This is a genomic window from Staphylococcus sp. HMSC36A10 (assembly GCF_001838845.1).
GTDB classification, from domain to species: Bacteria; Bacillota; Bacilli; order Staphylococcales; family Staphylococcaceae; genus Staphylococcus; species Staphylococcus aureus.
The window spans coordinates 182,262-195,265 of sequence record NZ_KV839126.1 but is presented as its reverse complement, the minus strand read 5'-3'; the positions used below and the strand labels follow the sequence as shown (position 1 = coordinate 195,265).

General features: G+C 32.5%; 12 protein-coding genes. 5 read left to right on the top strand and 7 right to left on the bottom strand.

Annotation, left to right across the window (positions count from 1 at the left end; translation table 11 throughout):
* Nucleotides 1-72: 72 nt before the first annotated feature.
* The 6 genes from HMPREF3247_RS11555 to fakB1 all read right to left on the bottom strand — a co-directional run bounded on the left by HMPREF3247_RS11555 (nucleotide 73) and on the right by fakB1 (nucleotide 6,776).
* Nucleotides 73-177, bottom strand: coding sequence for a hypothetical protein (locus HMPREF3247_RS11555; RefSeq protein ID WP_001790092.1), 105 nt, complete (start codon nucleotides 175-177; stop codon nucleotides 73-75).
* 41 nt (nucleotides 178-218) lie between these two features.
* Nucleotides 219-2,750 (bottom strand): preprotein translocase subunit SecA, encoded by a 2,532-nt coding sequence (gene secA, locus HMPREF3247_RS11550; protein ID WP_000506408.1) that lies wholly within the window; start codon nucleotides 2,748-2,750, stop codon nucleotides 219-221.
* Between the two features lie 413 nt (nucleotides 2,751-3,163).
* Nucleotides 3,164-3,736: a ribosome hibernation-promoting factor, HPF/YfiA family gene (gene hpf, locus HMPREF3247_RS11545; RefSeq protein ID WP_000617735.1), complete on the bottom strand. Its 573-nt coding sequence runs from the start codon at nucleotides 3,734-3,736 to the stop codon at nucleotides 3,164-3,166.
* Nucleotides 3,737-3,796: 60 nt separating this feature from the next.
* Nucleotides 3,797-4,471 carry a ComF family protein gene (locus tag HMPREF3247_RS11540; protein ID WP_001057965.1) on the bottom strand — a complete coding sequence of 225 codons (675 nt, stop codon included), beginning with the start codon at nucleotides 4,469-4,471 and terminating at the stop codon, nucleotides 3,797-3,799.
* A complete protein-coding gene (locus HMPREF3247_RS11535; protein WP_001566548.1) occupies nucleotides 4,464-5,546 on the bottom strand; it encodes an ATP-dependent helicase ComFA in 1,083 nt (360 codons plus the stop codon). The genes HMPREF3247_RS11540 and HMPREF3247_RS11535 overlap by 8 nt, the downstream gene beginning before the upstream one ends.
* A 363-nt stretch (nucleotides 5,547-5,909) precedes the next feature.
* Nucleotides 5,910-6,776, bottom strand: a complete 867-nt coding sequence (gene fakB1, locus HMPREF3247_RS11530) for a fatty acid kinase binding subunit FakB1 (protein ID WP_000686344.1) — start codon at nucleotides 6,774-6,776, stop codon at nucleotides 5,910-5,912.
* Between the two features lie 143 nt (nucleotides 6,777-6,919).
* Between fakB1 and HMPREF3247_RS11525 the strand changes: the two genes are divergently transcribed.
* The gene (locus HMPREF3247_RS11525) at nucleotides 6,920-7,561 is read left to right on the top strand and encodes a YigZ family protein (RefSeq protein WP_064129979.1); all 642 of its coding nucleotides are present in this window, start codon (nucleotides 6,920-6,922) and stop codon (nucleotides 7,559-7,561) included.
* A 170-nt stretch (nucleotides 7,562-7,731) separates the two neighbouring features.
* Here HMPREF3247_RS11525 and HMPREF3247_RS11520 read toward each other — a convergent pair whose 3' ends face one another.
* Entirely contained in the window at nucleotides 7,732-8,787 is a 1,056-nt protein-coding gene (locus HMPREF3247_RS11520; protein WP_000258151.1) for a glycosyltransferase family 4 protein, read from the bottom strand.
* Nucleotides 8,788-9,104: 317 nt separating this feature from the next.
* Here HMPREF3247_RS11520 and HMPREF3247_RS11515 point away from each other — a divergent pair, with 317 nt between their 5' ends.
* The 4 genes from HMPREF3247_RS11515 (at nucleotide 9,105) to pepT (ending at nucleotide 12,884) form a co-directional block, all read left to right on the top strand.
* Nucleotides 9,105-10,175 carry a GGDEF domain-containing protein GdpS gene (locus HMPREF3247_RS11515; protein WP_000460983.1) on the top strand — a complete coding sequence of 357 codons (1,071 nt, stop codon included), beginning with the start codon at nucleotides 9,105-9,107 and terminating at the stop codon, nucleotides 10,173-10,175.
* A gap of 195 nt (nucleotides 10,176-10,370) precedes the next feature.
* Entirely contained in the window at nucleotides 10,371-11,132 is a 762-nt protein-coding gene (locus tag HMPREF3247_RS11510; RefSeq protein ID WP_001113405.1) for a threonine/serine exporter family protein, read from the top strand.
* Nucleotides 11,133-11,149: 17 nt separating this feature from the next.
* Nucleotides 11,150-11,644, top strand: a complete 495-nt coding sequence (locus tag HMPREF3247_RS11505) for a threonine/serine exporter family protein (protein WP_000899890.1) — start codon at nucleotides 11,150-11,152, stop codon at nucleotides 11,642-11,644.
* A 13-nt stretch (nucleotides 11,645-11,657) separates the two neighbouring features.
* Entirely contained in the window at nucleotides 11,658-12,884 is a 1,227-nt protein-coding gene (gene pepT, locus HMPREF3247_RS11500) for a peptidase T (RefSeq protein WP_000795823.1), read from the top strand.
* Nucleotides 12,885-13,004: the final 120 nt, after the last annotated feature.

Here is a 13,004-nt window from a genome sequence, read left to right as displayed (position 1 = left end):
AAATATAAGCACACTGACAATTAGTTTATGCATTTATTGTTAAAAATCAGTACATTTATCATCGACATATGCCTAAACCGATTTTTTAAAACTAAGTACATAACAACGTTTAACAACTTCTTCACATTTTTTAAAGTATTTAACGCTTGTAAAATAAAAAGACTCCTCCCATAACACAAACTATAGGTGTTTAATTGGAAGGAGTTATTTTATATCATTTATTTTCCATGGCAATTTTTGAATTTTTTACCACTACCACATGGACAATCATCGTTACGACCAACTTGATCGCCTTTAACGATTGGTTTCGGTTTCACTTTTTCTTTACCATCTTCAGCTGAAACGAGCTTCGCTTCACCAAACTCTGTTGTTTTTTCACGTTCAATATTATCTTCAACTTGTACTACAGATTTTAAAATGAATTTACAAGTATCTTCTTCAATATTTTGCATCATGATATCAAATAATTCATGACCTTCATTTTGATAGTCACGTAATGGATTTTGCTGTGCATAAGAACGTAAGTGAATACCTTGACGTAATTGATCCATTGTGTCGATATGATCAGTCCAATGGCTATCAATAGAACGAAGTAAAATCATACGCTCAAACTCATTCATTTGTTCTTCTAAGATATCTTTTTGACTTTGATATGCTGCTTCAATCTTAGCCCAAACGACTTCGAAAATATCTTCAGCATCTTTACCTTTGATATCATCCTCTGTAATGTCACCTTCTTGTAAGAAGATGTCATTAATGTAGTCGATGAATGGTTGATATTCAGGCTCGTCATCTGCTGTATTAATATAGTAATTGATACTACGTTGTAACGTTGAACGTAGCATTGCATCTACAACTTGAGAGCTGTCTTCTTCATCAATAATACTATTTCTTTCGTTATAGATAATTTCACGTTGTTTACGTAATACTTCATCGTATTCTAAGATACGTTTACGCGCGTCGAAGTTATTACCTTCTACACGTTTTTGTGCTGATTCTACAGCTCTTGATACCATTTTTGATTCAATTGGTGTAGAGTCATCTAAACCTAGTCGGCTCATCATTTTCTGTAAACGTTCAGAACCAAAACGAATCATTAATTCATCTTGTAATGATAAATAGAAGCGACTATCCCCTTTATCACCTTGACGTCCAGAACGACCACGTAACTGGTCATCAATACGACGAGATTCATGTCGTTCTGTACCTATTACTGCTAAACCGCCTAATTCCTCTACGCCTTCACCTAATTTGATATCTGTACCACGACCAGCCATGTTAGTGGCAATAGTAACGGCACCTTTTTGTCCAGCGCCTGCAACAATTTCAGCTTCACGTTCATGATTTTTCGCATTTAACACATCATGACGGATACCACGTTTTTTAAGTAAATTTGAAATATATTCAGAAGTCTCAACTGCAACAGTACCTAATAGCACTGGTTGCCCTGCCTTGTGTTTTTCAACAACATCTTCTACTACTGCATCAAATTTACCTTTTTGGCTAATGTAAATTAAATCAGACTTATCGTTACGTTGCACAGGTTTATTTGTCGGAATTTGAGTTACTGTCATGTTATAAATATTTCTAAATTCTTCTTCTTCAGTTTTAGCTGTACCTGTCATACCCGCAAGTTTATTGTACATTCTGAAATAGTTTTGGAATGTAATAGACGCCATAGTTTTAGATTCATTTTGAATTTGAACGCCTTCCTTCGCTTCAATAGCTTGGTGTAAACCTTCTGAGAAACGACGGCCTGGCATTGTACGTCCTGTAAATTGATCGACAATTAGTACTTCGCCATCAACAACCATATAGTCTACGTCACGTTGTAATGTAACGTGCGCACGTAAAGCTGTGTTGATATGACTAATAACATCAACATTTTGTACATCATATAAGTTTTCAACTTTGAACATACGTTCAGCTTTATCCGCACCTTGTTCTGTTAAATGTACGGCTTTCGTTTTTTCATCGTATTTATAATCTTCGTCCTGTTTTAACATTTTCGCAAAAACATTTGCTTGTGTATAAAGCGACGTTGACTTTTCAGCTTCACCAGAAATAATTAATGGCGTACGTGCCTCGTCGATTAAAATTGAGTCAACCTCATCAATGATTGCAAAATGTAATGGACGCATTACTCTATCTTCAGAATAATTCACCATGTTATCTCGTAAGTAATCAAAACCTAGCTCATTATTAGTACTGTAAGTAATGTCTTGTGCGTATGCTTCACGTTTTTCTTCTGTCGTCTTACTGTTTAAGTTTAATCCGACAGTCAAACCTAAGAAGTTATATAACTCAGCCATTTCTTCACTTTGAACACTTGATAAGTATTCATTGACTGTAATAACGTGAACACCTCTACCAGCTAATGCATTTAAGTATGTTGGCATTGTCGCTGTTAATGTTTTACCTTCACCTGTTCTCATCTCAGCGATATCACCTTTATGAATTGCAATACCACCCATAATTTGAACTTTATATGGGGTCATATTGAATACACGTTTAGAGCCTTCTCTAACAAGTGCATATGCTTCTGGTAAAATTTTATCTAAATAATCATTTTGCTTTTTGACATTATCAATGTCAGCTAATTCTGTTTGGAATTGTTTCGTTTTATTACGAATTTCTTCATCAGTTAAAATTGCCGTTTTTTCTTCTAAAGCGATTACTTTATCAGCAAGTTTACCTAACTGTTTAATTTCTTTATTATTGCCATCAAGAATTTTTAATAAAAATCCCATTTCGTTCGCTCCTTTAGCTAAAAAACTGTTTGGCCTACAACAATATATCTTATCATTTATAGTTAGAAAATTATACTTATTTACTCATTTGTAGAATCAATATAAATATATTTATGACATACTTCATTCACATTCTGTTGTCAACAAGTTTATCACTAATAAATATATTCTCAATACGCAATTATACTTCCTAATAAATTATATTATAAATATTTTACGATTTTCGACTCGGACTATACAATAGACTGACATACTATTATTAACTTAACATTCAAATATATACATCCATTAACATTAGCATAGTCACTATGTTTCATTCAACAAATTACATTATCGAACTATGAAATAGTCATAATTTGCTTTTGGAGTATAAAAAAGCACTTGTGCAAAAACACAAGTGCTTTAAACTTAATTTATTGTTCACTAGTTTGAATCAAGCCATATTTACCGTCTTTACGGCGGTAAACGATACTTGTTCCATCAGTTTCTCTGTCTGTGAATACAAAGAAGTCATGACCTAATAGATTCATTTGTAATACCGCTTCTTCTGAATCCATTGGTTTTAAGCTGAATTCTTTTGAACGAATAATTTCTATCTCGTTATCATCGTAAGCGTCATTATCAACTTGTGTTTCTTGCATTTCTTGTAATTCGGCAACAAACACTTCTTGATCTCCTCGATCACGGCTCTTACGATTAATACGTGTTTTATATTTTCGAACTTGTCTTTCAAGTTTATTATTAATTAAATCAATACCTGCGTATAAATCATCGTTTCGCTCTTCAGCTCTTAACGTAACATTTTTCAATGGAATTGTTACTTCAATTTTAGTAGCTGAATTTGAATAAGTTTTAACTTTAACATGTGCCACTGCATTTGGTACGTCATTAAAATAACGTTCCAACTTACCAATTTTTTCCTCAATATAGTTGCGAATAGCATCTGTGATAGTGAGGTTATCTCCATGAATTTCAAATCTAATCATAGTAATCTCTCCTTAAACCTCTTTATTGGTAACTCTTTATTATATTTTAACATTTTTACGCTATCGTGCAAACGCAAACACTTTGAATTTTCTGATATTTTTAGCGTATAATTTACACCCTGCACGATGAATTGTTAATCCAGTTGTATAAATATCGTCAACGAGTAATATTTCCTTGCCATTTAAATCTAATTCCGTATCAATAATAAATGGATTTTCATCTGCCAGACGCTCTTTCTTAGTTAAATGAGACTGTTTTGGTCTATTTGACATCTTTAAAATCTTATCAAAGCGAATCCCTTTAGCTTTTAGTACTGCTTCTACCGGGTTAAATGTTCTAGATAAATCATGTGCCGGCGAAGAAGGAATTGGCACAATATAGTCATAAGATGTTTGTGGTATTTCAATCAAATGTGCCAATAATTCACATAAATAATAGTCTTTCAAAAATTTATACTGATGTATCATCTCTTTCATTAAACCGTCATATTGAAATTGACAATATAATTGTTCCATTAAATTAAAGTGTGCCGATAGAAACTTGCAGTCTAAACAATACGCTTCATCTTGATTTAAGTGTTTTAAGCACCTTGAACATCGCCTTGCTTTAATATCAAGTTTAATATTGTCCCAATTCTCTTTGCATCTGTCACATAATCTATTAGGTTTCTTGAACAAATTATAAATGGTTATATTTTCATATAACTTAGCACCACAACTCAAACAATTATTCATCAATCCAACCTCTTTTTAATGCTAATTTGTTCATCTTTTGAATCTCTTTTTTAGCTTGAATCATATTCATACTTACTCCTTCATGAAAAAACAATACTTTTCCAGTAGGACATTCTAATTTTCGTCCAACACGTCCAGCAATTTGTATTAAAGCCTCTTGAGTATATTGATGTGCATCGATAACAACAACATCCAAATTTGCCATTGTAAATCCACGTTCTAATATTGTCGTAGTAAAAATGACATCGAAATGTCCATTCCTTAATTGTTCAACTTTTTCAAAGCGAAAAACATCCTCGCTATGGACGTATGTTAATTTAGTAATTTTCTGCTTATAAACCGAAAATGTTTTAATCATTGTTTCTATATTGTTAAAAAACACCAGTGTATAACGTTGATTATTAATTTGATCTTGTAAAATTCGGTATAACATTTTCTGAATCTTATTATTATTAAGTTTGAAATAACGATATTTAGGAACTGGAAGTGATTTTTTATGAAAGCGAGCTGGCAATTTAATTATATTTTCGTGGGGAATCTCTGACAGAAGTTGTTTCGGTGGTGTTGCTGTCATATAAATCGTTGCATGTTCAACTTTAGAAGATGACTTCAATGCTTGTTGTAAACTTTTATCCATTGATAAAGGAAAGGCATCGACTTCATCAATAAAAATAGTATCAAAGTGCTGTTTGAATCGGTAAAGTTGATGTACTGTGCATACAACAAAATGCCCTTCAAATTGTTGACTTGATTGCTGGTGTAGTATGTCTATATCTTCATTAAGAAATGCGTCTTTAATACGTTTACTAATTTCTACAACAACATCTACACGCGGTGACACAATAGCTATATTATCTCCCTGTCGTCTTGCATATTGAATGCCTTGAAACATCATTTCTGTCTTACCTGCACCTGTTACGGCATATAACAAAATCGTTTGTCTCATTCTAATGGCTCGAACAATATGTTCTGAGGCATAAGACTGCTGTTCCGACATTTCAAATGAGAGATGATAATATGCTTGTGATGAACTTTGCGAACTCTCTGTTATTTTATATCTTGTTACATTATCCATTCGACCCAGTGATATACAATTTCTGCAATATACAATTTTCTTGGAATGTACTGAGGAAGCATACTGATAAAAATGCTTTGGATTTGTACTTTCACATTGAACACAATAAAAGTTTGAATTTTGTTTGATGACACCTGTTACTTCTTTTTTTATTTTTTCATTAGTAAGTGAAGTATGAGGATGAATTAATTTCCCGTAATGTTTAATGCTTAAAACCTCATTTCAACGTAAAAAAGAGCCTAATATTATAATGATTTTCTTATATCTTTAGCATTTTGACTTTCAAATGATGAACATTTAAAGCCATGTATACGAGAGATAATTTCCAATTACAATATAGACTCTTTTATTAAAATTTTATAATTATGTTAATCTTATTTTTCTGCCAACATAGCCTAAACCTAATCCACCAGAACCTAAATGTGCTGCAACAACTGGACCAAACTCAGAGTATGCTACTTGATAACCTGAAGGACAATCTTCTTGTAACTTTTTGTATAACGCTTGACCATCTTCAAAATGATCTCCATTTATGACAAATAAAGTTACTTCTTCAAAGTCTTTTACAATATCTAATACTTTCTTTTCTAATGTTTGAATGGCACGCTTTTTAGTACGAACTTTTTCTTCTGGTATAATCTTGCCATCTTCAAACTTAAGAACTGGCTTCATTTTCAATAATGTTCCAACCCATGCTTGAGCACCAGTAATTCGACCACTTTTTTGTAAATTCTTTAAGTCATCAACAATTAAATATGCACCTGTGTGCTCACGCATATTAGTTAAATCATCAATAATTTGCTGTGGTTCGTATCCTTCTTCAACCATTTCAATAGCACGTAATACATAACATCCTTCAATCATTGCTGCAAGCTTACTATCAAATGCATGTACATTAACACCTTCAACCATTTCCCCTGCTTGATAACTAGATTGATAACTTCCACTAATCCCACTGGATAAGCAAATGACAATGATATCTGTGTAACCCTGATCTCTTAGCATTTCATATTTAGTAATCCATTCGCCAATTGCTGGTTGGCTTGTTGTCGGAATCGTTTGAGACGATGCCATTTTATTATAAAATTCTTCAATTGCTATTTCATTACTTTCTGTAAAGTTCTTTCCATCATCAAAAGTCACACTTAATGGCGCTATTTGAATATTATATTTATCGATTAAGTCCTGCGACAGATAACTTGTAGAATCGGTCATCACAGCAATTTTCATAGTCGTCCTCCTAAAATATACTCATAGCAATGATACAATATTTCAGTTAAAAAGAAAATGGCAATCAAACGATTTATAGTCATGTCATTTTCAGTGTATAATGAAGATTAAATAATCTTAAGCTTATGAATTAAGGAGTTATTATGACACAAAATATCATTACTGTTAAAAAAGAACACATTATTGAAAATGTGATTAGTAAATCAAGATTCATTGCTCATATCAAACCTGTTCAAAATGAAGATGAAGCTAAAGCATTTATTGCTGCAATAAAAAAAGAACATAAAGATGCCACTCATAATTGTTCTGCATATACTATTGGACCTGAAATGAATATTCAAAAAGCGAATGATGATGGTGAACCGACAGGAACTGCCAGTGTCCCAATGTTAGACATATTAAAAAAGCTCGATGTTCATAATGCGTGTGTCGTAGTAACAAGATATTTTGGTGGTATTAAATTAGGTGGTGGCGGTTTAATTCGCGCCTATAGCGGTGCTGTTAGAGACGTCATTTATGATATCGGGCGTGTCGAACTACGAGAAGCAGTACCATGTATAGTAACACTGAATTATGATCAAACTGGTAAATTTGAATATGAATTAGCTTCAACTCATTTTATGTTAAGAAACCAAACTTACACTGATAAGGTAAGCTACTATATCGATGTCGTTAAAAGTGACTATGAAGCGTTTATTAACTTTTTAAATCAAATGACTGCTGGAAATTTCGATTTGACTGAAGAAACTCCAAAGCAGTTGCCTTTCGATATACCAACTGAATAAAAATAAAAAGCACTATCATTAGACGGTAAATATCAATTGCGTATAATTAAACGGCAATTGAAGTACACGTTTATGGCAGTGCTTTTTTATATTTGAAATTTAATACAAAAAAATTGTAAAGAGTAAAGCCATATAATACAAATTATCCCATACAGCTATGCTTTCATTCCCTATTCCTCTTTATGAGATGACTTACGACTAATTAAATTTAATATTGGTCGGTAGTTGTTATCTATTAATCCTGTAAATTCAACAATTAATTCAATACTAAATATGATTAATACAAACATTAATACAACACCTAATGGTGGCGATACATACAAAATAATGCTCGAAAGACTAAATAAAATAGAGATTGAATAGATTAATAATACTGTTTGTCTATGTGTGTAGCCTAAAGCTAATAGTTTATGATGCAAATGCGATTTATCAGCTTGCATTATATGCTGCCCTTTTTTCACACGTCGAATCATTGCGAACAAAGTATCAATGAATGGAACTGCTAAGATAACAATTGGGAAGAACAATGCAATAATTGTAATATTTTTGAATCCGAGTAAAGAAAGGAATCCGATGATAAATCCAATCATTAAAGCCCCACTATCACCTAAAAATATTTTGGCAGGATGGAAATTGTAAAATAAAAACCCAATTAAAGAGCCTAATAAAACACAACAAATCATCGTTATGAAAATATTAGCTTGTAAAATTGCAATGAATCCTATTGTAATGAGTCCGATTGCAGAAACACCCGACGCCAAACCATCGAGTCCATCAATTAAGTTAATTGCATTTGTAATAGCAACAATCCAAATCACAGTAATTGGAATACTAAGAAATCCAAAATGAATCGTTGTACCCATTGGCAACGAAATAAAATCAATAGTCACACCATAAAAAGCAACTACTAAGGCAGCGGCAATTTGACCAGCCAATTTTATATACGGTTTCAAATCGTAGATATCATCTACAAGCCCAAGTACGTACATAATAATCGCACCAATAATAAGTGGTTTGATTTCTGTTTCAATAGGATGACCAATCCAAATACCTATTAAAAATGAAAAGAGAATCACTGTACCACCCATAACTGAAATAGGTTTAGTGTGTACTTTTCTAAAATTTGGTTTATCAACTAAATTTAATCTTTTCGATATTGCAATAACAATTGGTGTTATCGTCAAACTGACAATCATTGTTACTGCAACTAGTAATAATGTAACCATTTATTCACCTTCATCGATATTAATTGTTTTTAACGTTATATTTATTTAATATTGTCTTTATAGAATGATATATCTATTTTCTACGTATATCTTATAGCTTTATTATAAATTAATTCGCTCAATCAATGATATCATATTTACAACTATACGATTCATTTCTTATATATCGCCTATTATTCATTTTTTCATCATATCATTTAAGGCAACATTTTAACATCAAAGTCTATATCATACATTAATTTTATATGTAAACTAATGACAAATTGTAAGTTTTCACTTACAATAGCTAGTGGTCAATTAAAGGAGTCGATTCAGACATGTTCGAAGCATTTATATACAATATATCTGTTATAGTCGCTGGAATCTATTTATTCCATCGCTTACAGTATTCAGAAAACAAACGTATGGTTTTTTCTAAGGCTTATGTCACTGTTTTAATGACAATCGTATCATTATTATTATCTGTCTACCCTATCCCTTATCGTGAAGATTATTTAATTCACTTAACATTCGTTCCTTTATTGTTTTTAGGTAGATTTACAAATATGGTCTATACATTATCTGCCACAGTAATTGTAGCAATTGTTGAAATTGTAGTATTTAACAACTCGATTATGTACGGTGTTACGTTGATTGTTATTGCTGCAGTAACAAGTGCTATTGGACCATTTTTAAAACAAAATGATGTGCTATCATTATTAATACTTAATGTTGTTACAATAATCATTTTATTTGGTGTCGCGTTAGTGAGTCCTATTTACACACTATCGGAAGTTATCATTTTAATACCAATTTCATTAATTATCACTTTAGCTTCAGCGATAACATTTGTCGATATTTGGCATTTCTTCTCACTCGTAAATCGTTATGAAAACGAAGATAAATATGATTACTTAACAGGCTTAGGTAATGTAAAAGAATTTGATAGACATTTAAATGAAATTTCACGAAAAGCTGAAAAAGAACATCAAAGTATCGCATTATTATTAATCGATATCGATGGCTTTAAAGATGTCAATGATACCTACTCACACAAATCAGGTGATGCTGTATTAAAACAAATGTCTCAATTACTTAAAAACTATGTGCCGAATCAATTTAAAATTTTTAGAAATGGTGGCGAAGAGTTCTCAGTTGTCATTCACAATTATTCACTTGATCAAAGTGTTAAATTGGCTGAAAATATTCGTTCGGGTGTTGAAAAATCATCATTCCATTTACCAAACAAAGAAGTTATTAAATTGTCAGTGTCTATCGGTGTTGGTTATTTAACAGATGACGATCCAAAATCACAGCGTAAAGTGTTTAAAGATGCAGACGATATGGTGCATGTAGCCAAAAATCAAGGGCGAAACAAAGTAATGTTTAACCCTATTATCAATTTATAACAACGACAAAACTGTTAATCCTTTGCTATTATTAAATCATAGTATAATAGCAAAGATTAACAGTTTTTCTTATTTAAATTTGAACCATACAAGTTCATCATACTAACACAAAGTCTCACTATTGAAAGTTGTAACAACAAGTTGTAAACTTCAATTGTTCAAATAAATAACACATATCATTGGAGGTGAATTGATATGCCAGATTCAATCACAATTATAGATGAAAACAAAGTGATTGATGTTGTATTAATTGCAGGTAGAATTTTACTTGAATCAGGTGCTGAAACATATCGAGTTGAAGATACAATGAACCGTATCGCACATAGTTATGGTCTTCATAATACATATAGTTTTGTCAGTTCAACTGCAATTATTTTTTCATTAAACGATCGAACAAGTACAAGATTAATTCGTGTACAAGAGCGTACAACAGATTTAGAGAAAATCGCTTTAACGAATAGTCTTTCACGTAAAATATCAAATAAAGAACTCACAATTGATGAAGCTAAATCTGAATTTATTCATTTACAGCATGCATCATTACAATATTCTTTTTTAACGAATTTCTTTGCAGCTGCCATTGCATGTGGCTTCTTCCTATTTATGTTTGGTGGTGTCGCATCAGATTGTTGGATTGCAGTCATTGCTGGCGGATCCGCATTTTTAACATTCAGCTTTGTGCAACGCTATATACAAATTAAATTTTTCTCAGAGTTTGTTGCAGCCGCTGTGGTCATATCCATTGCAGCCACATGTACTAAATTAGGCATTGCAACCAATCAAGATATCATTACTATAGCCAGTGTCATGCCACTTGTCCCTGGTATATTAATTACCAATGCCATTCGAGATTTATTAGCGGGTGAATTACTTGCAGGTATGTCTCGCGGTGTTGAAGCTGCATTAACAGCATTCGCAATCGGTGCTGGTGTCGCAATCGTTTTATTAATCATTTAAGGAAGGACTGTTAAAGCATGCTATTTTATTTATTTCATTTTACAATCAGCTTTATATCAACAGTACTTTTCTCTATCATTTTCAATGCACCCAAACGCCTCTTAGTAGCATGTGGATTTGTGGGTGCCATTGCATGGACGATTTACCAATTAACGGTAGATTTAGAGTTTGGAAAAGTTGGCGCTTCATTTTTGGGAAGCTTAATTTTAGGCTTAATGAGTCATACTATGAGTCGCAGATATAAACGACCGGTAATTATATTCATAGTGCCAGGCATTATACCATTAGTACCTGGTGGTGCAGCTTATCAAGCGACTCGTTTTTTAGTATCGAATGATTATACAAGTGCTGTAAATACATTTTTAGAAGTTACACTGATTTCAGGTGCGATTGCTTTCGGTATATTAGTTTCTGAAATTCTATATTACCTATACACACGTATCAAACAACTGTATGGTAAAATCAAAGGTAAGACATATAAAAAATCTTACAACATGAATAATAGAGTTTAAGGGGTCGAATATAATGAAGAACCAATTGATAGATAGATTAACAAGATATACGACAATTGATACGCAATCTGATCCAAAATCTACAACAACACCTTCAACTGAAAAGCAATGGGATTTGTTACATTTATTAGAAAAAGAATTACAACAATTAGGATTGCCAACTGATTTAGATGAAAATGGCTACTTATTTGCTACATTAGAAAGTAACATCGATGTCGACGTCCCAACAGTTGGATTTTTGGCGCATGTTGATACATCACCTGATTTCAATGCTTCAAATGTTAAACCGCAAATTATTGAAAACTATGATGGTAAGCCATACAAACTAGGCAATACTAAACGTGTCTTAGATCCTAAAGTATTTCCAGAACTTAACAGTTTAGTTGGTCACACATTAATGGTAACTGATGGTACATCGTTACTAGGTGCAGACGATAAAGCGGGTATTGTGGAAATTATGGAAGCTATTTGTTATTTACAAGAACATCCAGAAATTAAACATGGTACCATTCGCATTGGATTTACACCAGACGAAGAAATCGGTCGTGGTCCACATAAATTTGATGTTGACCGCTTCAATGCTGATTTTGCTTATACTATGGATGGTAGTCAATATGGAGAATTACAATATGAAAGCTTTAACGCTGCTGAAGCGATTATTACATGCCACGGTGTGAATGTACATCCTGGTTCAGCTAAAAATGCAATGGTAAACGCAATACGTTTAGGTGAACAATTCGATAGTTTGCTACCTGATAGTGAAGTTCCGGAGCGAACAGAAGGATACGAAGGCTTTTATCACTTAATGAACTTTGACGGAACTGTTGAAAAAGCAACTTTGCAATACATTATTCGTGATCATGATAAAAAACAATTCGAATTGCGTAAGAAACGTATTTTAGAAATACGTGACGATATCAATGCCCATTTTGAAAATTATCCAGTTAAAGTTGATATATCGGATCAATATTTCAATATGGCAGAAAAAATATTACCATTGCCTCATATTATTGATATACCTAAACGTGTCTTTGCTAAATTAGATATTCCAGCAAACACTGAACCTATTCGTGGTGGTACAGATGGTTCACAATTGTCATTTATGGGGTTACCAACTCCAAACATCTTTACAGGTTGCGGTAACTTCCACGGCCCATATGAATATGCATCCATTGATGTTATGGAAAAAGCAGTACAAGTAATCATTGGAATTGTAGAAGATATCGCTGAAAATCACTAAAAACCAACGATTATATACTAGTTCAACTCAGGCTTAATTAATATATAAAAATCACGCTAACATTCAGTGCAATGATAGCGTGATTTTTCATATTTTTTACGTATACTTTCGATCTTCTAA